The 20,881-nt window shown below is 72.5% G+C and carries 20 protein-coding genes; 6 read left to right on the forward strand and 14 right to left on the reverse strand.

Annotated features, from left to right (window positions below; all coding sequences use genetic code 11):
• Positions 1–8: 8 nt before the first annotated feature.
• The 11 genes from LR269_RS14720 to LR269_RS14770 form a co-directional block, all read right to left on the reverse strand.
• Positions 9–2,144, reverse strand: a complete 2,136-nt coding sequence (locus tag LR269_RS14720; RefSeq protein ID WP_255679974.1) for an iron ABC transporter permease — start codon at positions 2,142–2,144, stop codon at positions 9–11.
• The gene (locus LR269_RS14725; protein ID WP_231431506.1) at positions 2,116–3,084 is read right to left on the reverse strand and encodes an iron-siderophore ABC transporter substrate-binding protein; all 969 of its coding nucleotides are present in this window, start codon (positions 3,082–3,084) and stop codon (positions 2,116–2,118) included. Before LR269_RS14725 ends, LR269_RS14720 begins: the two co-directional genes overlap by 29 nt.
• Positions 3,085–3,156: 72 nt before the next feature.
• Positions 3,157–4,026, reverse strand: coding sequence for an ABC transporter ATP-binding protein (locus LR269_RS14730; RefSeq protein WP_231431507.1), 870 nt, complete (start codon positions 4,024–4,026; stop codon positions 3,157–3,159).
• 47 nt (positions 4,027–4,073) lie between these two features.
• Positions 4,074–5,504, reverse strand: coding sequence for an amidase (locus LR269_RS14735; protein ID WP_231431508.1), 1,431 nt, complete (start codon positions 5,502–5,504; stop codon positions 4,074–4,076).
• Between the two features lie 76 nt (positions 5,505–5,580).
• On the reverse strand, positions 5,581–6,159 hold the full coding sequence (locus LR269_RS14740; protein ID WP_231431509.1) for a GNAT family N-acetyltransferase: 579 nt from the start codon (positions 6,157–6,159) through the stop codon (positions 5,581–5,583).
• A 77-nt stretch (positions 6,160–6,236) separates the two neighbouring features.
• A complete protein-coding gene (locus LR269_RS14745; RefSeq protein WP_231432364.1) occupies positions 6,237–6,932 on the reverse strand; it encodes a uracil-DNA glycosylase in 696 nt (231 codons plus the stop codon).
• Entirely contained in the window at positions 6,932–7,723 is a 792-nt protein-coding gene (locus tag LR269_RS14750; RefSeq protein WP_231431510.1) for a Type 1 glutamine amidotransferase-like domain-containing protein, read from the reverse strand. Before LR269_RS14750 ends, LR269_RS14745 begins: the two co-directional genes overlap by 1 nt.
• The gene (locus LR269_RS14755) at positions 7,723–8,442 is read right to left on the reverse strand and encodes a Type 1 glutamine amidotransferase-like domain-containing protein (protein WP_231431511.1); all 720 of its coding nucleotides are present in this window, start codon (positions 8,440–8,442) and stop codon (positions 7,723–7,725) included. The genes LR269_RS14750 and LR269_RS14755 overlap by 1 nt, the downstream gene beginning before the upstream one ends.
• Positions 8,439–8,969 (reverse strand): phosphoribosyltransferase, encoded by a 531-nt coding sequence (locus LR269_RS14760; protein ID WP_231431512.1) that lies wholly within the window; start codon positions 8,967–8,969, stop codon positions 8,439–8,441. The genes LR269_RS14755 and LR269_RS14760 overlap by 4 nt, the downstream gene beginning before the upstream one ends.
• 34 nt (positions 8,970–9,003) lie before the next feature.
• Positions 9,004–9,786: a potassium channel family protein gene (locus LR269_RS14765; RefSeq protein WP_231431513.1), complete on the reverse strand. Its 783-nt coding sequence runs from the start codon at positions 9,784–9,786 to the stop codon at positions 9,004–9,006.
• Entirely contained in the window at positions 9,783–10,571 is a 789-nt protein-coding gene (locus LR269_RS14770) for an SDR family NAD(P)-dependent oxidoreductase (protein WP_231431514.1), read from the reverse strand. The genes LR269_RS14765 and LR269_RS14770 overlap by 4 nt, the downstream gene beginning before the upstream one ends.
• Before the next feature lie 59 nt (positions 10,572–10,630).
• Between LR269_RS14770 and LR269_RS14775 the strand changes: the two genes are divergently transcribed.
• From LR269_RS14775 to LR269_RS14800, 6 genes are all read left to right on the forward strand, one after another.
• Complete coding sequence (locus LR269_RS14775) at positions 10,631–11,731, forward strand: acyltransferase family protein (RefSeq protein WP_231431515.1); 1,101 nt, start codon at positions 10,631–10,633, stop codon at positions 11,729–11,731.
• 106 nt (positions 11,732–11,837) lie between these two features.
• Positions 11,838–13,217 (forward strand): bifunctional o-acetylhomoserine/o-acetylserine sulfhydrylase, encoded by a 1,380-nt coding sequence (locus LR269_RS14780; protein ID WP_308191677.1) that lies wholly within the window; start codon positions 11,838–11,840, stop codon positions 13,215–13,217.
• A 140-nt stretch (positions 13,218–13,357) separates the two neighbouring features.
• Positions 13,358–14,563 (forward strand): homoserine O-acetyltransferase, encoded by a 1,206-nt coding sequence (locus LR269_RS14785; RefSeq protein ID WP_231431517.1) that lies wholly within the window; start codon positions 13,358–13,360, stop codon positions 14,561–14,563.
• Between the two features lie 153 nt (positions 14,564–14,716).
• Positions 14,717–15,871: a sensor histidine kinase gene (locus tag LR269_RS14790; protein WP_231431518.1), complete on the forward strand. Its 1,155-nt coding sequence runs from the start codon at positions 14,717–14,719 to the stop codon at positions 15,869–15,871.
• On the forward strand, positions 15,868–17,160 hold the full coding sequence (locus LR269_RS14795; protein WP_231431519.1) for a hypothetical protein: 1,293 nt from the start codon (positions 15,868–15,870) through the stop codon (positions 17,158–17,160). Before LR269_RS14790 ends, LR269_RS14795 begins: the two co-directional genes overlap by 4 nt.
• Positions 17,161–17,811 (forward strand): response regulator transcription factor, encoded by a 651-nt coding sequence (locus LR269_RS14800; RefSeq protein WP_231431520.1) that lies wholly within the window; start codon positions 17,161–17,163, stop codon positions 17,809–17,811.
• A gap of 45 nt (positions 17,812–17,856) precedes the next feature.
• On the opposite strand, the gene LR269_RS14805 is transcribed toward LR269_RS14800, so the two are convergent.
• The 3 genes from LR269_RS14805 to LR269_RS14815 form a co-directional block, all read right to left on the reverse strand.
• On the reverse strand, positions 17,857–19,131 hold the full coding sequence (locus tag LR269_RS14805) for an MFS transporter (protein ID WP_231431521.1): 1,275 nt from the start codon (positions 19,129–19,131) through the stop codon (positions 17,857–17,859).
• A 116-nt stretch (positions 19,132–19,247) separates the two neighbouring features.
• On the reverse strand, positions 19,248–19,550 hold the full coding sequence (locus tag LR269_RS14810) for a thiamine-binding protein (RefSeq protein ID WP_231431522.1): 303 nt from the start codon (positions 19,548–19,550) through the stop codon (positions 19,248–19,250).
• Positions 19,551–19,584: 34 nt separating this feature from the next.
• Positions 19,585–20,841, reverse strand: coding sequence for a glycosyltransferase 87 family protein (locus LR269_RS14815; protein WP_231431523.1), 1,257 nt, complete (start codon positions 20,839–20,841; stop codon positions 19,585–19,587).
• Positions 20,842–20,881 lie beyond the last annotated feature (40 nt).

Below are 20,881 nucleotides of genomic sequence, written 5' to 3' on the forward strand. Positions count from 1 at the left end.
CCGGTTCGTCAGGCGGTACGGCGCGAGCGCCAGAGCAGCCACACGAAGTACGGCGCGCCGACGACGGCCGTCACGAGTCCCGCGGGCAGCTGCCCGGGCGCGATGACGGTGCGGCCGATCGTGTCGGCGACGGTCACGAGCAGTGCGCCGAGGAGCGCCGCGAGCGGCAGCACGAGCGCATGGCGGGCGCCCACGAGGGCTCGTGCGGCGTGCGGCGCGACGAGCCCGACGAAGCCGATGACGCCGACCGCCGAGACGGCGGTCGCGGTCAGCGCGACCGCGATCGCGAGCAGGCCGAGCCGTGCGTTGCCGAGTCGCACGCCGAGCACCCGAGGGGTGTCGTCGTCGAACGCGAGCAGGTCGAGTTCGCGCCGGGTCGCGACCAGCAGGGGCAGCGCGACGGCGAGCACGACGACGAGCGGGATGAGCTGCGGGAACGTCCGCCCGTAGGTCGACCCCGAGAGCCAGGTCAGCGCCTTCGCGGCGTTGTACGGGTCGGTCGCGATGATGAGCATCGCGACCATCGCCGAGGCCGCAGCCGAGACGCCGAGCCCGACCAGGATGAGCCGGCTCGTCGCGAGCCCGCCGCGAAGCGACAGGCCGAACACGATGAGGGCCGCGGCCGCCGCGCCGACGAGTCCGCCGGTCGTGACCGCGACGAAGCTCGCGAGCGGCCAGAAGGTGATGACGAGCACCGCGCCGACGCCCGCGCCGCCCGTCACGCCGAGGATCGCGGGTTCGGCCAGCGGGTTGCGCGAGACCGCCTGCACGACCGTGCCGGCGACGGCGAGGGCCGCGCCCGCGAGGATCGCGGCGGCGACGCGCGGGGCGCGCGTGTTCATGACGAACTCGACGAGCGGGCCCGCCTGCCCGGTGGCCCAGTTGAGCACGTCGCCGCCGAGCAGCTTCGCGTCGCCGAGGAGCAGCGACACGAACGCGAGGATGACGAGGAGCACGGCGGCCCCGGCGATCACGAATGCGCGCCCCCGCCGTGAGAGCCCGGTGCCGATCACGAACCCGCTCGCGGCCTCGCTCGTCGCGCGCGACCGCAGCGCGAGCGCGATGAGGAACACCGCGCCGAAGATGGTGGTGACGACGCCCGTCGGCACTTCGACGGCCGCCTCCCCGCCGAAGGCGAGCCGGAGCAGCACGTCGGCGCCCAGCACGACGATGACGCCCATGAGCGCCGCCGCAGGGATGAGCAGGACGTGCCGCTGCATGCCCGGCACCCGCACGGCGATGAGCCGCACGATCGCGGGCGCGGCGAGGCCGACGAAGCCGATCGGACCGACGAGGGCGACGGCCGAGGCCGACAGCAGCACGGCGATGACGACGCCGACGAGGCGGGTGCGCCGCACGTCGACGCCGAGCACCGTCGCGGTGTCGTCGCCGAGCGCGACGAGGTCGAACTGGCGTGCGAGCACGAAGAGTGCCGCGACGGCGACGCCGACGACCGGCGCGAGCTGCGCGGCGGGGCCGATACCGGTCTGCGCGAGGGTGCCCTGGCTCCACGCGTAGAGCCCGGTCGTCCGCTCCGGGAAGAGCAGCAGCAGCATGGTCGTGAGCGCCGTCAGGGCGAGCGCGATGGCGGAGCCCGCCAGCACGAGGCGGACGGTGCCGCCCGATCCGCCGGAGCCGCCGGTCGCGCCGCGCGAGCCGCTCGCCGAGAGCGCCAGCACGAGCCCCGCGGCGGCGAGGCCGCCGATGAAGGCCACGGCACCGCCGCCGATCACGGGCAGGGAGATGCCGAATGCGGCGACGACGACGACCGAGAGGTACGAGCCGGCGTTGACCGCGAGCGTGTCGGGCGAGGCGAGCACGTTGCGCGAGACCGACTGCAGGATGAGGCCGGCGACCCCGAGCGCGATGCCGACGACGACGCCGGCTGCGAGCCGCGGCATCCGGGAGGCGAGGAAGATCGCGGCCGACTGGTCGTCGCCGCCGGTGCCCGTGATGAGGCCGACGAGTTCGGGCAGCCCGACACCCGACGACCCCTGGGTGACGTGGACTGCGGCCAGGAGCGTCGCGACGACGACCCCGACGGCCAGCAGCAGGACCGCGCCGAGCCGGGGGCGCTCACGGCTCCCGGCCGACGCGGCGGACGACACGGTCGTCTCAGCCCGCGAGGGTGTCGACGACCGCATCGATGTAGTCGTTCATCGACGAGGGGCCGCCGAACATCCAGATGCCGTCGGGCAGGCGGTGCACGTTGCCCGACTGCACGAACGGCAGCGACTTCCAGACCGCGTTGTCGGCCAGGTCGACCGCGTATGCGTCGGCCTCGCCGTTCGTGATGTACAGGAACTGCAGGTCGCCGAGGCCGGTGAGCCCTTCGACGTCGGTCGAGCCGAGGCCGTAGTCGGCGTCGCCCTCGCCCGTCCAGGCGTTCTCGAGGCCGAGCTCCTCGGTGACGGCGGTGAGCAGGGCGCCCTCGGTGAACGGTCGGATCGAGACCTGGCCGCCCGAGGCCCACGAGTCGCTCATCATGAACGGCGTGCCGGCGAGTCCCGCCTCCTCGATCGCGGCCTTGCCCTCGTCGATCTCGGCGTGGAACCCGTCGAGGAGCGCCTCGCCCTCCTCCTCGGTACCGGTCGCCGTGGCGATGCGCTCGAGGTTCGACTCCATCTGGCCGATCGGGTTCGAGGCGTCGGCACCGCGCACCACGAGCACGGGAGCGAACTCCTCGACCTGCGCGATCACGGTCTCTGGCAGGTCGGTCGTGGTGACGACGAGGTCGGGGGCGAGGCCCGCGATCGCGTCGACGGAGGGCTCGCCGCGCATGCCCACGTCGGTGACGCCCTCGTCGAGCGGCTCGGACTGCACCCAGGCCGTGTAGCCGGCGACGTCGGCGACGCCCGCGGGCATGACGCCGAGGGCGACGAGGTTCTCTGCCGTGTTCCATTCGAGCGCGACGACCTTCTCCGCGGGCGCGTCGAGCGCGATCTCCTCGCCGCGGTCGTCGGTCACGGTGATCGCCGCGTCGGCGTCGGTCGCCGCTTCGGGCGCCTCGGTCGTGCCGCATCCGGTGAGGAGCAGCAGGGATGCCGCGGCGACGGCGCTGAGGGCGATGGCGGGTGTTCTCATGGCAGAGGATTCCTCATGGTCGGGCGCGCAGGCACAGCGGTGCCCGCGCATGGGGGTGGTCGGGGATTCGGGTCAGGCGACGGCGAGGCGCGGACTGCGCTGCCTGGTGTTGTAGCGGCCGATGGGGCACGTGGTGATGCAGCCGCGTTCGTCGACGTCGACGTCGACCCGGATGCCGTAGGCCGAGCTCAGCACGTCGCTGACGAGGACCTCGGCCGGGGTGCCGACGGCACGTACGCGGCCGGACTCGAGCAGCACGATGCGGTCGGCGATCGCCGCCGCCTGGTCGAGGTCGTGCAGCACGACGCCGATCGTCACGCCGTGCTCGTCGGCGAGTTCGCGGATGAGGTCGAGGAGCTCGACCTGGTAGCGCAGGTCGAGGTAGGTGGTCGGCTCGTCGAGGAGGAGCACCCCGGTGTCCTGCGCGAGGCAGGCGGCGAGCCACACGCGCTGCAGCTGTCCGCCCGAGAGCTCGTCGACGGCGTGCGCCGCGAGGTCCGCGACGCCCGTCAACTCCATCGCCCGGTCGACGATCGCGGCACCGCCGGCATCGCCCGCGATGAAGCGGCCGCGGTGCGGGTGGCGCCCGAACTCGACGAGCTCGCGCACCGAGAGCCCGCCCGGCGTCGGGCGGCTCTGGGCGAGCAGCGTGACCCGCCGGGCGAACTCGCGCGCGCTGAGCGTTGCGGCGTCGACGCCCCGCTCGGCGAGGTCGTCGGCCGTTCCCGGCGCCCCGTCGGAGACGGTGTGCGCGTCGCCGCCGGCGAGCAGCACGCGCCCCGAGTCGGGTCGGTGCAGCCGTGCGAGCGCACGCAGCAGCGTCGACTTGCCGCTGCCGTTCGGTCCGACGAGGGCGGTGACCTTGCCCGGTTCGAGGTGGAGCTCCGCGCCGTGCACGACTGGCGTGCCGTTGTAGGAGATCGTGAGGTCGAGACCGAGCATGCCTCCACTATAGGTGAGGCTTACCTAACCTCGTCAAATCCGCTTCGTCATGATGCCCAGAGGGCGGGATGCCGCGTGCTGCGGCCGCTCCGACGCTCGAGCTGCGCGGCGATCGAGAACAGCACGCCCTCGCCGCCGGGTCGGCCGATGAGCTGCACGCCGAGCGGCACCCCGTCGTCGGTCTCCGCGACGGGCACCGTGATCGCCGGCAGCCCCGAGACGTTCACGAACGAGGTGAACGGAGTGAACTGCACCTGCTGGGCGAAGTTGCGCTCGCCGTCGACCGCGTCGTACCAGCCCACCGGCCTCGGGGTCAGCGCGAGCGCCGGGGTCACGATCGCGTCGAACGACGCGAAGCGGCGGATCACCCGCTCCTCGAATCCCGTGAGCCAGGAGAGCGCCTCGGCGAGCTGCCGGGCGGGCACCGTGCGTCCGCGCTCGACCAGCCAGCGGGTGAGCGGCTCGAGCAGCGCCTCGCGGTCGCCGTCGACCGGGATCGTCGCCGCGCCCGCCTGCCAGACCGTGCGGAACGCGTCGGCGTAGCCCGGTTCCGGCGAGGCCGGCACCCGTTCGATGCCGTGGCCCATTCCGTCGAGCACGCCGATCGCCTGGTCGAGCGCGGCGATCGCCGGCGCTTCGATCGAGATCTCGACCCAGTCGTCCCACGGCGAATCGGTCATCACTCCGAGCTGGTAGCGCCCCTCGCCGCGGATCGCCGCGCCGAGGAACGGCCCGTCGTCGCCCGGCGCGCGCAGTGCGTACCGGTGCGCTGCGGGATAGCCGAGCGGCGCGATCAGCCCGTCGAGCAGCAGCGCGGCGTCGGCGACCGTGCGGGCGATCGGACCCGCGACGCCGAGGCCCGCGAGGCTCGCGAGGCCCGGCCCGGCCGGCACCCGGCCGCGCGACGGCTTGACGCCGACGAGTCCGCAGGCGGCGGCCGGGATCCGGATCGAGCCGCCGCCGTCGGAACCGGGGGCGAACGGCAGCATGCCGGCGGCGACCGCGGCCGCCGCTCCCCCGCTCGACCCGCCCGCCCCGAGCTCGAGGTTCCACGGGTTCCGCGCCGGCGGGAAGGCGAGGCCCTCGGTGTACGACGGCAGGCCGAACTCGGGCGTCGCCGTCTTGCCGAGGCTCACGGCACCCGCCGCGTCGACGGCGCGGACCAACTCGTCGGACTCGTCGGGCACGAAGTCCGCGAACGCACGCGATCCGAATTCCGCAGGCACGCCCGCGCGGAGCTGCAGGTCCTTGTCGGCGAGCGGGAGCCCCCACAGCGGTCTCGACCGCGGCACGTCGCGCTCGACGACGCCGGCTCGCGCGATGGCGAGCTCGGGCGTCACCGTCGCGAATGCGCCGACCTCGGTGTTCAGCCGTTCGACCCGCCCGAGGTAGTGAGCGGCGAGCTCCGTCGGCGACACCTCCCCCGCCTGGAGCAGCCGGTACTGGTCGAGGGCGGTGTGCTCGTGCAGCTCGGTCATGCCCCGAGCCTACGGCGGTGCCGGCCCGCCGCCGGCGGCACCGTCGACCGAGCGGTGCGGCCGCGAGGCATCCGCCCTATTTCAGCGAACGCTGCATGAGGATCGTGCCGAGCCACCGGTCGAACTTGAATCCGACCCGGCCCATCCGTCCGATCTCGGTGAATCCGAACCGCTCGTGCAGCACGAGCGAGCCCTCGGCGCCCTGGTCGGCGATGACGGCGATGATCTCCTTGATGCCGGCGGCCTTCGAGCGTTCGATGAGCTCGCCGAGCAGCACCCGACCGAGGCCCTTGCCGGTCGCCGCCGGTCCGAGGTAGATCGAGTCCTCGACGGTGAACCGGTAGGCGCGCTTCGGTTTCCACGGCGCGACGAGCGCGTAGCCGAGCAGCTGCCCCGTCGGCGACTCGGCGACGATGAACGGCATGCCGAGGTCGGCGAGCTGCACGAACTTCGCGCGCCACTCGGCGAGCGTCATCGGGTCCTCGTCGAACGTGACCGTCGAGTTCGCGACGTAGTGGTTGTAGATCTCGCGGACGCTCGGCAGGTCGGCCGGAACGGCGTCGCGCAACGAGTACTCGAACGGCGCCTCGACGGGCGCGGGCTTCCGCAGGTGATGCGGGAGCACCCGGCGTTCCTGGTATTCCTCCTCGAGCATGCCGTCAGACTACGTCGGCGAGATTGCGAGCAGGTTTCGGGATGCCTCGGCGTGAGCCGCCGCTGCCATGGCGGCGCTCATGCCGGCAGGCGCCAGTCGACCGGGTCGGCGCCCTGCGCCTCGAGCAGCGAGTTCGCCCGGCTGAACGGCCGCGATCCGAAGAAGCCGCGCGACGCCGACAACGGACTCGGATGCGCCGACTCGATCACCGGGGTGTCGCCGAGCAGCGGCTTCAGGCCCTGCGCATCGCGCCCCCAGAGGATGGCGACGAGGGGGGTGCCCCGGCCGACGAGCGACCTGATCGCGTGGTCGGTCACCTCTTCCCAGCCCTTGCCGCGGTGCGAGGCGGCCTCGCCCGGCCGTACCGTGAGCACGCGGTTCAGGAGCATCACGCCGTTCCGGCTCCAGTGCGTGAGGTCGCCGTGCGCAGGCGGTGCGACGCCGAGGTCGTCGTGCAGTTCGCGGTAGATGTTCTGGAGGCTCCGCGGCACCGGTCGCACGTGCGGGTCGACCGCGAACGAGAGCCCGATGGGATGCCCTGGGGTCGGGTACGGGTCCTGTCCGACGATGAGCACGCGCACGTCGGCGAGGGGCGCCCCGAATGCGCGCAGCACGCGGTCTCCGGACGGCAGGTAGCCGCGACCGGCCGCCGTCTCGGCACGCAGGAAGTCGCCCATCGCCGCGATGCGAGGGGCGACCGGCGCGAGGGCGCCTGCCCAGCCCGGGTCGATGAGGCCGGCTTCGGCGAGCTCGCCGAGGCTCTTCGCCGGCATCACGCGCCGACCGTCGCGACGACGACACCGTGTTCGGCGGGAAGCACCCGCCAGACGCTGCCGGAACCCTCGACCCTGAGTCCGTCCTCGCCCAGGATGAGCACCGTGCGCTCGTCGATGCCGAGCGCGCCGTCGATGAGGCCCGACTCCACCGCGGCCACGATGCGGGAGAGCATGCCGCGCTGGGCCACGTGCACCTCGACGGCGATGTCGACGAGCCCGATGCCCGCCCCGATCCCGAGCTCCGAGCCCGGCTCGTCGGGGTCCTCGGGCGAGACGATGATGCCGTCGATGCGCGAGCCGCCGTCGAGCGAGCCCTCGGCGGCGATCATCGCTCCGGCCGAGACGCCGAGGTACGGCACGCCGTCGGCGACCTGCCGTCGCAGTTCGTCGAACAGCGGCTCGAGTCCCGCGCGCACCTCTTCGACGATGCCGCCGCCGACGGCGATGCCGTCGACGTCGGCGAGCGCGGCGAGCCCGATCTCCTCGCCGCCGTGCACGGCGGTCACGTGCGGATCGAACTCGCCTGCCGCGGAGATGACGTCGACGAGCACTGCGGCCCGGCCCGGGCCGTCGGGATGCACGGAGATCACCGCGATGCGCGGGCGGGTGCGACCCATCGCTCGGCCGCGTGCGGCGGCCTCGGCGACGAACGGCGCGTACAACCGAGCATCGGCGCCGGTGAGCGCACCGCCGCCGACCAGGTGGACGTTCGCACTGCTGCCCGGCCCGGCGGCCTCGGCGCCGATCGGCCCGGCTCCGGCGATTTCGTCGAGGCGCTTCCCGGACATCACGCGCCGATCGTCGAGACGACGACGCCGTGCTCGGCGGGCAGCACCCGCCAGACGCTGCCGCGGCCCTGCACCTCGAGGCCGCCCTCGCCGACGATGAGCACCGTCTCCTCGTCGATGCCGAGGCCGCCTTCGGCGATGCCGGCCTCGACCGCGGCGACGAGACGCGAGAGCGCACCCCACTGGGCGACGTGCACGTCGATCGCGACGTCCACGAGTCCGATGCCGGGCGCGACGGTGACCTCGTCGAGGCCCTGGTCGCCCGACTCGGGCGACACGGTCACCCCGCCGATGGCCCGGCCGCCGATCAGCGCCCGTTCCGCGGCGATCATCGCGCCCGCCGAGAATCCGAGATAGGGGGTACCCGCGGCCACGAGCCGTCGCAGTTCGCCGAACCGCGGCTCGAGCGCGTCGCGGTACGCGGGGGTGTTGCCGCCGCCGACGATCACGCCGTCGACGTCGGCGAAGGCCGACGGCGGCACGTCGCCGCCGTGGGCGACCGCCGTCACGACCGGGACGAACGCGCCGACCGCCGCAGCGACCTCGACGAGCTTCGCCGCATGCGCCTCGGCGTCGCCGTCGCGCACCGCCACCACGGCGATGCGGGGCTCGGCGCGGCCGGCCGACGCCGCCCGGTGCGCGGCCTCGACGATGAAGCGCGAGAAGACCGCGGTGTCGCCGTCGGCGGGCCAGCCGCCGCCCACGAGGTGGACGCTCACGCGGTGCCCTCGACGGTCGGCGCGGTGACCGGCGGCAGCGCCGACCAGGGGAACACGATCCAGTCGTCGGTGTCGCGGTAGCTGTAGTCGGGCACGAGGATGGTGCGCGACTTCGTGTAGAGCGTCGCCGTGCGCACGTCGGCGCCCACCTCGGTGAGCAGTTCGAGCACCTTCGCGAGCGTGCGCCCCGAATCGGAGACGTCGTCGACGAGCAGCACCTTGAGGCCCGCGAGCGCGGGCGCGTCGAGCATCGGCGGGTGCACGATGGGCTCGGGCAGCACCTGCTCGATGTCGGTGTAGAACTCGACGTTGATCGAGCCGCACTGCTTCGTGCCGAGCGCGTACGCGATCGCACCCGCGAGCAGCAGCCCGCCGCGGGCGACCGCGATCACGACATCGGGCTTGAAGCCCGAGCCGAGCACATCGCCGGCGAGCGAGCGAGCCGCCTCGCCGAACCGGTCCCAATCGAGGATCTCGCGGCGGATCTCGGGCACTCCGAGGCCGGCGTCATTCGCATCGAACGTCATCTGGAGATCGTATCGGGCCGCCGCGGCGGGCGGGTCAGCGATCCGCTCCGTCGGCCGGCGATCCGTGCGCCGCTCCCCCGCCCGACTCGTCCCGACCGATCGGGCGATCGCGCGCGGCGGCCCGCCGCGCCGCCGCCTCGACCTCGCGGTCCGACCGCGCCTGGCCGACCCGCTCGCCGATGTACGAGATGATCGTCGCCGACGCGGTGCCCACGATCACGACGCCGCCGGCCATCAGGAAGACGGCGTAGAACCGCCCCTCGGTGGTGATGGGGTACATGTCGCCGTAGCCGACGGTCGCGACCGTGACGATCGCCCACCAGATCGCATCGCCGAACGTCGTGATCGTCGCACCCGGTGCGCCCCGTTCCGCCTGCAGGGTCGCGAGCGCGATGAAGTAGACGAAGACGATCGCATAGGTCGTGCCGTAGATGATGATGTTGGCGCGCACCGCCGCACCGCTGCGTCGCTGCAGGTACGGCACGTTGCGCAACAGGGCGAGCACGCGGAACGCGCGGAACAGCGGCACGATCGCCGACAGGACGTCGACCGGATGGGAGCGGATGAACGCCCAGCGGCCGCCGCGGGGCGTGAGCGAGATCCGCACGACCACGTCGGTCACGAAGACGAGCCAGGCGACCACGAGCGCGACGAAGAGCGGCGAACCCGGCCCGCGCGGAATCCACGGAGCGAGGACGTAGATCGTGTAGGCGACGATGAAGACGACGCCGAGCACCACGAGCGGAATCGTCGTGCGCCGTTCCCATGCATCCCGACGCGGGGCCGGCCGCTCCGCTGACGCGGCATCGGTCGTCATGGGGCATCCGTTCCACGGACGGCGAGGGGGCCCTTCGTCAGCCGGTACGGCGCGGCCTGCGCGACCGGCTTCACGACGATGAGGTCGAGGTCGACGTGCCGGGGCTTCTGCACGGCGTCGACGATCACGCCGGCGATGTCCTCGGCGACGAGCGGATCCGGCACGTTCTCGTACACGGCGTCGGCCCGGGCGCGGTCGCCCCCGAAGCGCACGAGGGCGAACTCGTCGGTCTTGACGAGGCCCGGCGCGACCTCGATCACCCGCAGCGGCTCGCCGTTGAGCTCGAGCCGCAGCACCTCGGTGAGCGCGTGCGCGGCGAACTTCGCCGCGTTGTACCCGCCGCCGCCGACGTAGGCGGTGTGCCCGGCGATCGACGTGACGTTCACGATGTCGGCGACGCCGCGCGAGATCGCGCCCTGTCGCAGCAACGGCAGCAGGGCGCTCGTGACGCGCTTGAGGGCGAGCACGTTGACCTCGAACATCCACGCCCAGTCGTCGATCTCCGAAGCCTCGACCGAGTCGAGCCCCTTCGCCCCGCCCGCGTTGTTCACGAGGGCGTGGACGGGGCCGGTCGCGGCGAGGTGATCGCGCAACGCGTCGACGTCGGACTGCTGCGTGAGGTCGGCGACGAACACGGAGGCCCCGGTCTCGGCCTCGAGCACCCGAAGGCGCTCCTCGCGGCGGGCCACGCCCACCACGTCCCATCCGGCCGCCCGGAGCGCCCGTACCGTGGCCGCCCCGATGCCCGAACTCGCACCCGTCACGACCGCACGAAGTTTCGCCATGCGCCCATTCTGCCCGCAACCGGCCGCGGTCTTCGGGAACCGTGCGCTTGAATGGAGTGATGCACACGAGGATCGACCACCCCCGGCCGACCCGCAAGCGGGTGCCGCTGTGGGACAACGCGCGCTGGATCGCGATCACGCTCGTCGTCGTCGGGCACGGCATCCTGCCGCTCATCGCCGAGTCCGACAGCGCATACAGCGTCTACCTGTTCATCTACTCGTTCCATGTCGCGGTCTTCGTCGTCGTGAGCGGCTACTTCGCGAAGTCGGGGCCGCCGAACGCCAGGGCGCTGCGGCAGATCCTCACCGACATCGTCTTCCCGTACTTCATCTTCGAGACGATCTGGACGGTCCTCCGCTGGCTCCTCGGCGGGGACTTCGACCTCGACTTCACGACCGCGTCGTGGACCCTGTGGTTCCTCATCGCCCTCGCCGCCTGGCGCATCGTGCTGCCGTACCTCGTGCTGCTGCGCTACCCCCTGCTGATCGCGATCGTCATCTCGATCGGCGCCGGCTACACGGAGACGATCGACTCGACCTTCGCGCTCACACGCACCTTCGGCATGCTGCCCTTCTTCGTGTTCGGCTGGAAGCTCAGGCAGTGGCAGGTCACCGGACGCTGGCTGGAGCTCCGCCCGGCCGTGACCTGGCGCTGGCGAGCGGGCGCGATCGCGCTGTTCGCCGTCGTGCTGGCCGTCATGCCGATGACGATCGAGACGCTCCGCGACCTGAAGCTCCGCCGCTTCATGCTCTACGACGAGTCCTACGAGGCGATCGGCTACGACGAGCCGTGGTCGGGCGCCATCCGCCTCGTCCTGCTCCTGTCCGCGATGGTGCTCGCCGTCGCGTTCCTCGTGCTCATGCCCCGGGGCGCCCACTGGTTCACGCCCTTCGGCCGGGCGACCATGTACATCTACCTCCTGCACCCGTTCGTGCTCTTCCCGTTCCGCGAGTCGGGCATCCTCGCGGGCGACCAGCCGTTCTGGGTGCTGCCCGCGATGATCGCGTTCTGCGTCGGCATCGCGATCGTGCTCTCCCTGAAACCGGTCCGGCGCGTCTTCCGCCCGCTCGTCGAACCGCGCGCACGGTGGCTGTTCCGCCCAGAGCCGTCGACCGCGACCGGCACGATCGTGCTGCCGCCCGACCCCGAGCGGCACTGACCCCGAGCCCGCACGGAGCGGGCGCACGCCTGCCTCGCCCGTGACGCCGTGTTGCGGGCTCCGTTGCCCGACTCCACCGCCGCGCCTAACGTGACTCGACAACGCCATCGCGACTGGCACGACCAGCTCGACCCGGCCGCGCACGACTTCCGAGGAGACATCCATGACCAGCAACGCCGACTGGCGCTTCGAGACCAAGCAGGTCCACTCGGGCGCTGCGCCCGACCCCGTCACGAAGGCCCGCGCGACGCCGATCTACCAGACCACGTCGTACGTGTTCGACAACGCCGAGCACGCGCAGAACCTGTTCGCGCTCGCCGAGTTCGGCAACATCTACACGCGCATCCAGAACCCGACCCAGGCCGTCGTCGAAGAGCGCATCGCGGCGCTCGAGGGCGGCACGGGCGCGCTGCTGCTGGCATCGGGCCAGTCGGCGTCGACGTTCGCGGTGCTGAACATCGCCGAGGCCGGCGACCACATCGTGTCGTCGTCGTCGATCTACGGCGGCACGTACAACCTCTTCAAGTACACGCTCGCGAAGCTCGGCATCGAGACCACGTTCGTCGAGAACCAGGACGACCCCGACGAGTGGCGCCGCGCCGTCCGGCCGAACACGAAGCTCTTCTTCGCCGAGACGATCGGCAACCCGAAGATCAACATCCTCGACATCGAGCTCGTGTCGGGCGTCGCGCACGAGGCCGGCCTCCCGCTCATCGTCGACAACACCATCGCGACGCCGTACCTCATCCGCCCGTTCGAGCACGGCGCCGACATCGTCATCCACTCGGCGACGAAGTTCCTCGGCGGCCACGGCACCGTGATCGGCGGCGTGATCGTCGACGGCGGCAGGTTCGAGTGGTCGAAGAACGTCGCGAAGTTCCCGGGCCTCACCGAGCCCGACCCCTCGTACCACGGCGCGAGCTACACGACCGCGGTCGGCGACGGCCTCGCCTACGTCATCAAGGCGCGCGTGCAGCTGCTCCGCGACCTCGGCGCGGCGATCGCCCCGGCGAGCGCGTGGCAGCTGATCCAGGGCATCGAGACGCTGTCGCTGCGCGTCGAGCGCCACGTGCAGAACGCGCAGGAGATCGCGGAGTGGCTCGACAACCACCCCGAGGTCGCGAGCGTCAACTACTCGGGCCTGCCCTCGAGCCCGTGGTACGCGGCGGCGAACAAGTACGCCCCGAAGGGCGTCGGGGCGGTGCTCTCGTTCGAGCTCAAGGGCGGCGTCGACGCCGGCCGCGCGCTCGTCGACGGCCTGTCGCTGTTCAGCCACCTCGCGAACATCGGCGACGTGCGCTCGCTCGTCATCCACCCGGCGTCGACGACCCACTCGCAGCTCACGCCCGAGCAGCAGCTCACGACGGGCGTGACGCCCGGCCTCGTGCGCCTCTCGCTCGGCATCGAGAATATCGACGACCTCAAGGCCGACCTCGAGGCGGGCCTCGCGGCCGCTCGCGCGGCGACCGACGCGGCTCGCGTCTGACGTCGTTCCGAGGGGCGGATGCCTCGAGCCCACGCCGGCTCGAGGCATCCGCCCTTTCGGCACCGCGTCAGTGCGGTGCCGCCGGCGCCCGGGTCGTAACAATGGACGATCGGCTCGGCCGGCGCGGGAGAATCGAAGGCATGGACTGGCAGACGACGGCCGACGTGGTTCCGGCGGGATTCGTGCCCGAGGCGGGCGCGCTCGCCCTGCTCGGGCGCGCGCCGGCGACCGGCGCCTGGCGCGAGGGCGACCCCGTCGGCGATCGTCGGTTCGTCGGCATCGGCGACCTCGGGCTCGAGTCGGGCGGGGTCCTGCCGGGGGTCCGCATCGCGTACGAGCAGTGGGGCACCCTGTCGGCCGAGCGCGACAACGCCGTGCTCGTGCTGCACGCGCTCACCGGCGACAGCCACGTCATCGGCGAGGCGGGCGCCGGGCATGCGAGCGCCGGGTGGTGGCACGGCGTCGTCGGGCCGGGGCTCGCCGTCGACACCGACCGGTGGTTCGTCGTCGCGCCGAACGTCGTGGGCGGCTGCCAGGGTTCGACCGGGCCCGCCTCGCTCGCCCCCGACCGCAGCGAGTGGGGGGCTCGCTTCCCGTTCCTCACCATTCGAGACCAGGTGCGGGCGCAGATCGCCTTCGCACGCTCGATCGGCATCGAGCGGTTCGCCGCCGTCATCGGCGGGTCGATGGGCGCCATGCACGTGCTCGAGTGGGCGATCGAGGCGCCCGACGCCGTCGAACGCATCGCCGTGCTGGCGGCTCCCGCGGCCACCACCGCCGACCAGATCGCGCTCAATTCCGTGCAGATCGAGGCGATCCGCACCGACCCCGCATTCCGCGCCGGCGCCTTCTACGACGCTCCCGACGGGGAGGGCCCGACGCGCGGGCTCGCGCTCGCGCGACGCATGGCGATGCTCAACTACCGCACGGCCGCCGAACTCAACGACCGGTTCGAGCGCAGCTGGCAGTCCGGTCTCGACCCGCTCGGCGGCGAGGGCCGCTTCGCGGTCGAGTCGTACCTCGACTTCCACGGCAACAAGTTCACCCGTCGGTTCGACGCGAACAGCTACATCGTGCTCACCGAGTCGATGAACTCGCACGACATCGGCCGAGGGCGAGGCGGCGTCGCCGCGGCCCTCGCCCGGGTGCAGGCCAAGAGCCTCGTGCTCGGCGTCGACAGCGACCGCTACTTCCCCCTCGCGGGGCAGGTCGAGATCGCCGCCGGCCTCGCCCGGAGCGTGCACGGTCCGACGCCCGTGGTCGTGGAGAGCGACTTCGGTCACGACGCGTTCCTCATCGAGCGCGACGCGGTCGGCGCCGAGCTCGCCCGCCTGCTCGCCGCGTGAGCGGAGGGGCCGCCGACCGGCGCGCCCGTCCGGTGCGGGCCGTGCCGGCCGTCGCGGATTCGCCGCGGAGCAGCCCATTTCGAGCCACTACTGGACTAGTGTTCGAGATGACGGGTGCCTGCGCGGGCGCGCTCGTCGTGCCGAGGGGGTGACATGAAGCGCATCCACAAGGAGCGCGATCGGCTCCTCCGCCGAATCGCGAGGATCGCCGGACTCTCCGGCGCGATCGGGGCGCTCGCGTGCATGCTCATCCCGAGCTCGGCCGGGCCGCTCGAGCTCGGAGTGGTGGTCCTGCTCGGCCTCGTCACCGCCGTCCTCGTCGTCGTGCACACCGCGCACGGCAGCGTCCCCGCGGCGCTCGGAGTGGTCGCGAGCTCGCTCGCGACCGTGGCCGTGCTCGGGTCGGCGGAGGTCGACCCGGTCGCGTTCGCCGCGATGTCGCTCACCGGCGCGGCCGCCGCGCCGTCGGTGGCGATCACGCTCATCGTGCGTCCGGGCGGCGTGCCGCTCGTCGTGTCGCTCGGCGCGCTCTCGGTGGTCGTCGCCGGCGTCATCGTGGTCAGCGGGCACACGAAGCCGACCATCATCGTCGCGACGATCGCCGGCTGGTCGGTCGGCTCGGCGATCGGCCTCGCCCTCGACCACGGCATCGCCGGCGCCGCGGCTCGCATCGACGAGATCGGCCGGGCCCACGAGGCCGAACGCATCGCCAGCGAGACCGAGGCCCGGCAGCGGCAGGACGCCCGCGTGCTGCACGACACGGTGCTCGCGACGCTGAGCCTCCTCGCCCACTCCGGCGTCGGCGTCGGTGCCGCCGCGCTCCGGCAGCAGGCGGGCGACGACGCACGGCTGCTGAAGCAGCTCCGCCTCGGCGCCTCCCTCGACAACACCTCGAACGCGATCTTCTCGCCCGACTCCGACGAGGACCTGCTGTCGACGACGTTCGAGTCGGTCAGGCAGCGCTTCGCCCGGATGGGCCTCGATGTCAACTGGCACGGCGTCGGACAGCTCGCGCTGCCGCGCGAGACGCTCGATGCCCTGCTCGGCGCGCTCGGCGAGTGCCTCGAGAACGTGCGCCGCCATTCCGGGGTCAACGAGGCCGACGTGACCGTCAGCGACGACGACCGCACGGTTCGGGCCATGGTGACCGACGCCGGCCACGGATTCGCGCCGGAGTCCGTCGACCCGGCCCGGCTCGGCTACGCCGAGTCGGTCGTCGGCCGACTTCACACCGTCGGCGGGCGCGCCCGCATCTTCTCGTCGCCAGGCTCGGGGACGACCGTCATGCTCGAGGTGCCGAAGCCGTGACCACGGGGACGATCGAGCAGACCGGCGCCAACGGGTTCCGGCGGCCGTCGCGCACGGCGCGGGCGGTCCGCGCCGTCGGCGACGTGCGCGACCGCCACGGCGGGCGTCGACTCGCGACCGGCATCGCGGTCGCCGGCGGCGTGGTCATCCTGTGGTTCCTGGCGCGCGCGATCATCCTCGCGCCGCTCTTCCCACCGGGGCCGGGGCCGTGGCCGGCCTGGATCGCCCTCGCCGTCATCATCGGCATCGGGGTCGTCTCGCGCATCTTCTCGCGCGACCAGCCGCTGCCCGACGTGCTCTACGTCTTCCTGCTCGTCGCACTGGCCGTACCGATCTGGCTCGACGTCTCCGCGACGTGGGGGCTGCTCCACCTCGGGGTCACGCCGACGGCCGCGGCCGCGACGGGGGCCGTCCTCATGCCGGTCGCGGCGATCCGCGGCACGCGCGTGCCGCTCGCCGTCGCGATCACCACCGGCGTGGTGCTCGCCGTTGCGGCCCTCCTGCAGGCCGCGTCGGCCGGGCCGTACACGGCCACCGGCCTCGCGGTGGCCGCGGCGGCAGTGCTGCCGCTCGTGCTCGCCGTCGTCACGATCCGAGGGTTCCGCCGGCTCGTCGTGCGCGAGCTCGATCTCTCGCTCGTGCAGAGCACCGTCGCGACGCCGCCCTCCCCCGTCGGCATGCGCGCCTCGGAGGAGCTCGCGCAGCTCGATTTCGATGCCGAGACCCTGCTCGACGACGTGGGATCGGGGCGCATCGCGATCCCGCTGCCCGCCGAGGCCGCGGAGCGGGCCGGTCAGCTCGCCGCCGCGCTTCGAGCCCGTCTCATCGAGGGTCGCACCGACACCTGGCTGCGACACGCCGTGACCGAGTCCGCGTATCTGAGCGAGCACGTCGTCGTCGACGATCCCGAGGGCGCCGCCGGTTACCTCGGCAAGACGCAGCGCGACAACCTGCTGCTCGCGCTCTGGCTGCTGGGCGGCGAGCGCAGGAAGGGCCAGACGACGCCGATCTCGGTGGTCGTCACGACGTCCGACTCCGAGGTCGACGACGAAGAGCACGCGACGTCGGAAGCGGCTCGAACGGCACCGGTCGTGCTCATCGGCATCGAGATCGACGGCGTCGCACACCGACGTCTGGACGCCGCGACGTGGGACGCTATCGGTAATGTCGGAACACACGATGTCGTCGGCGGCCCCGCTGCCTTCCGCATCGACATCGAGTGCCGGGCGGACCCGACCGTCCCGGCGAGTGCGTCGGCCGCCACCGCGGCCCGTCCGAGGGGAAGCTGAATGCCCGACACCGCTCCACCGATCCGACTCGCGATCGTCGACGACCATCGAATGCTGCTCGGTGCGCTCACCGAGTGGCTGCGCGGCGCCTCGGCCGAGATCGAGCTCGTCGCGGCCGTGCCCTCGTGGTCCGAGCTGCTCGCCCACCCCGACTTCCCGGTCGACGTGGTGCTGCTCGACCTCGACCTGCGCGACAACATCCCGATCTCGCTCAAGCTCTCGATGCTGAAGTCCGCCGAAGTGCAGACGATGCTCATGAGCAACTACTCCGAACCCGCCGTCGTTCGCGAGGCGCTCAGCGCCGGTGCGATGGGCTACCTCGTCAAGTCGGAGCCCGTCGAATCGATCATCGAGGCGATCCGGTCGGCGATGCTCGGCGAGTCGTACCTGACGCCCGAGCTCGAGGCCGCGCTGCTCGACGACGGCACGGTGCCGAAGCTCTCGGCGCAGGAGCGTCGCGTGATGGCGCTCTACGGCGCCGGCCAGCCGGTCAAGGCCGTCGCCTTCCAGCTCGGCATCTCGGAGGAGACGGCGAAGAGCTATCTCAAGCGCATCCGTGAGAAGTACCGTGCCGCCGGGTACGACGTCGGCACGAAGGTCGCGCTGCGCAAGCGCGCGATCGCCGACGGCATCCTGCTGCAGTCCGACTGACGGCGGCATCCTTCATCGGTGACCTGCCCGGTGCCGCTCACCCGTTCAGACGTCGACGGCCGGGGTGGCTCCGGTCGCGTAGGGCACGTGAACACCGCGGCCGCGCAGGGCCCGGTCCATCGCGAAGCTGCAGAGCGCGAGCCCGATGCCGGCGATCGTGAGCACGAGGCCGACCCAGATCGGTGCGACGTAGCCGAAGCCGGCGGCGATCACGGTGCCGCCGAGCAGGGCGCCGAGGCTGTTGCCGATGTTCAGCGCCGAGTGGTTCAACGCAGCTGCGATCGACTGGCTGTCGCGCGCGACATCCATCAGCCTGGTCTGGATGGTCGGCGCGAGCGCCGACGAGGTCGCCCCGATGAGGAACGCGCCGACGAAGAGCCCCGCCGCGAACTGCGCGGTGAGGGCCAGCAGCGCGAGCGAGGCCGCGAGCGCCGCGAACGACAGGTACATCGTGCGACGCACGCTCCAATCGGCGAGCCGGCCGCCGACGAGGTTGCCGACCGTCATTCCGAGGCCGGTGGCGACGAGCACGAGCGGCACGGCCGCCGTCGCGAGTCCGGTGACCTCGGTCGCGAGCGGAGCGATGTAGCTGTACATGGCGAAGAAGCCGCCGAACCCGATCGCGCCGATGGCGATCGCGAACCACACCTGCGGCCGGGTGAACGCGCCGAGCTCGCGGCGCACGCTCGCCGCCGGGTCGCCGGGCTGCCACGGCACCGCGACGGCGACCGCGACGAACGTGAGCGCGAAGATCGCGGCGACGGCGAGGTAGGCCACCCGCCAGCTCGTGGCCTGCCCGAGCCACGTGATCGCGGGGACGCCGATCACGTTCGCGATCGTGAGGCCCGACAGCACGAGCGCGACGCCGCGACCGCGCTTGCCGGGACCCATCAGGCTCGCGGCGACGAGCGAGGCGATTCCGAAGTACGCGCCGTGCGGGAGGGCCGAGAGGAATCGGGCGACGAGCACGAGCCCGAACGACGGCAGCACCGCCGACGCCACGGTGCCGATCGTGAACGCGGCGACGAGGGCCAGCAGCAGTCGCTTGCGCGGCCAGCGCGCGGCCACGGCCGCGATGGTCGGCGCGCCGACGACGACCCCGAGCGCGTACGCCGAGATGATCCAGCCGGCCGTCGCGTTCGCCGCGTCGGCCGATTCGGCGTGGATGCCGGGCAGGAGGTCGAGCGCGAGGTCGGGCAGCAGGCCCATCGCCACGAACTCGGTCGATCCGATGCCGAAGCCGCCGAGGGCGAGCGCGAGGAGCGCGAAACGAACGCGGGCCGGCGACAACGTCGTCGGCCCGGAGAGATCTGGGGTCACCGACCGATTCTCGCACGGATCGAATCGATTCGACAACCCGGCCGCACCGACTGCCCCGACCAGCACGCGCGCTGCGGGCGACCACCTGCGCCCGATCCGGCGCGGTGAGGTGGGACTCAGCCGTCGAGCTGGGCCTCGAGCCGCTCGAGCTTGCCGTCGATCTCACCCGTGAACCCCGGCCGGATGTCGGCCTTCAGCACGAGCGACACCCGCGACCCGTACGCCCCGACGGCCTCGGTGGCACGACGGACGACGTCGAAGACCTCGTCCCACTCCCCCTCGATCTCCGTGAACATCGACGTCGTGCGGTTCGGGAGCCCCGACTCGCGCACGATCTTCACGGCCGCCGCGACGGCGTCGTGCACCGACCCGTCTGCACGGCCCGTGCCGCTCGGCGCGACGGAGAATGCGACCAGCATGTTCGACCATCCCTCCGGCGGCACGGCCCGGCGCTCACGCGATCGTCGGCGCCCCGTCCCGCCGGGAACCAGCCTGCCACACGGCTCGCAGCGCCCAGACGAGCACGGCCACGAGCAGCACGACCTTCGCGGTAAGCAGGAAGACGAACGCGGGGTTCGCGATGAGGAGCCAGCCGTACCAGTACGGGTAGATGATCTGGGTGAACAGCGCGATCGCGGCCGCGAGCACGGCCGGCACGACGAAGCGCGACGGGCGCAGCACGAGGCCGAGCACGACGGGCGCGGCGAGCCACGTCACGAACTGCGGCGAGCCGACCTTGTTCGCGAGCATGAGCACGACCACGAACGCGAGCGAGAGCGGCGCGAGCAGGAGCCCGAGGTACGCGCCGCGACGCGCCGCGCGGATGCCGAACGCGACGACGACGAGCACCCCGACGATCATCAGCGGGGTCGTGAGCGCGGCCGCGGTCCCGGCCCCCGGGCCGGCGATCTGGAACGTCAGGATGTCACGGTCGTAGACGATCGTGACGTCCTTGGCACCGGCGACGATCCGCCACAGCCAGAACACCGCGGCGGGTGCCTCGATCTGGAGTCCGCGGCCGGCCTGCTCGGCGATGAAGCCGACGGCGTTCATGCCGGAACCGGCGAGCAGGCTCACCCCGAGGATGCCGATGCTGAGCACGACGGCGACCGTGACGACCTCGAGCCGCCGGCGCACGGCGATGACGAGCGCGGCGACGAGCGCGGCCGGCCAGACCTTCACCCAGGCGCCGATCGTGAGCAGGGTCGCCGCGACGCGCGGCCGGCCGGCGGCCCACAGCAGGCCGGTGATCGCGAACGGCACCGTCACCGCGTCGATGCGCCCGAGCGCGATGGGGCCGAGCAGCGCGATGAACGCGAGCCACCACCATGCCGCGAGCCGGCGCCGGCGCGAGAGCGCGGCGCGCCCGATCAGGATCGAGAACGCGATCGCGTCGAGCAGCACGACGATCGCGAGCCAGGTCTGGGCGACGTACGCCTCGCCGAATGCGAGCGCCGCGGACATCGGCGCGAAGGCGAGGATCGGGTAGACCCACGGGGCGTCGATGCCCATGCGCAGCCAGCCGTGCGCCGCGTTCTCCGCCCAGATCCGGTAGACGCCGGTGACGTCGCCCATCGGCAGGCCCGGCGCCTCGAGGTTCAGCCACACGACGAGGCCGTGCGCGACGACGAAGCCCACCCACAGGGCCCCGCGCCCGCCGAGCCATCGCCGGAACGCGACGCCCGTCGCCTCGCGTTCGTCCCCCGTCACGCGGAAGATCCTAGCCGAGCGTCACATTCCGCCACGCGCA

Origin of the sequence: Agromyces sp. S2-1-8 (genome assembly GCF_021129215.1) — a bacterium.
Lineage (GTDB): Bacteria > Actinomycetota > Actinomycetes > Actinomycetales > Microbacteriaceae > Agromyces > Agromyces chromiiresistens.

Bases quoted from the DNA above. Each gene is read 5' to 3' on its own strand.
- LR269_RS14745 (WP_231432364.1), bottom strand. From the start codon at position 6,932: ATGCCGGCGAAGAGCCTCGGCGAGCTCGCCGAAGCCGGCCTCATCGAC.
- LR269_RS14775 (WP_231431515.1), top strand. From the start codon at position 10,631: ATGCACACGAGGATCGACCACCCCCGGCCGACCCGCAAGCGGGTGCCG.
- LR269_RS14725 (WP_231431506.1), bottom strand. From the start codon at position 3,084: ATGAGAACACCCGCCATCGCCCTCAGCGCCGTCGCCGCGGCATCCCTG.
- LR269_RS14790 (WP_231431518.1), top strand. From the start codon at position 14,717: ATGAAGCGCATCCACAAGGAGCGCGATCGGCTCCTCCGCCGAATCGCG.
- LR269_RS14750 (WP_231431510.1), bottom strand. From the start codon at position 7,723: ATGTCCGGGAAGCGCCTCGACGAAATCGCCGGAGCCGGGCCGATCGGC.
- LR269_RS14785 (WP_231431517.1), top strand. From the start codon at position 13,358: ATGGACTGGCAGACGACGGCCGACGTGGTTCCGGCGGGATTCGTGCCC.
- LR269_RS14760 (WP_231431512.1), bottom strand. From the start codon at position 8,969: ATGACGTTCGATGCGAATGACGCCGGCCTCGGAGTGCCCGAGATCCGC.
- LR269_RS14720 (WP_255679974.1), bottom strand. From the start codon at position 2,144: ATGCGGTCGTCGACACCCTCGCGGGCTGAGACGACCGTGTCGTCCGCC.
- LR269_RS14770 (WP_231431514.1), bottom strand. From the start codon at position 10,571: ATGGCGAAACTTCGTGCGGTCGTGACGGGTGCGAGTTCGGGCATCGGG.
- LR269_RS14800 (WP_231431520.1), top strand. From the start codon at position 17,161: ATGCCCGACACCGCTCCACCGATCCGACTCGCGATCGTCGACGACCAT.
- LR269_RS14735 (WP_231431508.1), bottom strand. From the start codon at position 5,504: ATGACCGAGCTGCACGAGCACACCGCCCTCGACCAGTACCGGCTGCTC.
- LR269_RS14740 (WP_231431509.1), bottom strand. From the start codon at position 6,159: ATGCTCGAGGAGGAATACCAGGAACGCCGGGTGCTCCCGCATCACCTG.
- LR269_RS14730 (WP_231431507.1), bottom strand. From the start codon at position 4,026: ATGCTCGGTCTCGACCTCACGATCTCCTACAACGGCACGCCAGTCGTG.
- LR269_RS14810 (WP_231431522.1), bottom strand. From the start codon at position 19,550: ATGCTGGTCGCATTCTCCGTCGCGCCGAGCGGCACGGGCCGTGCAGAC.
- LR269_RS14765 (WP_231431513.1), bottom strand. From the start codon at position 9,786: ATGACGACCGATGCCGCGTCAGCGGAGCGGCCGGCCCCGCGTCGGGAT.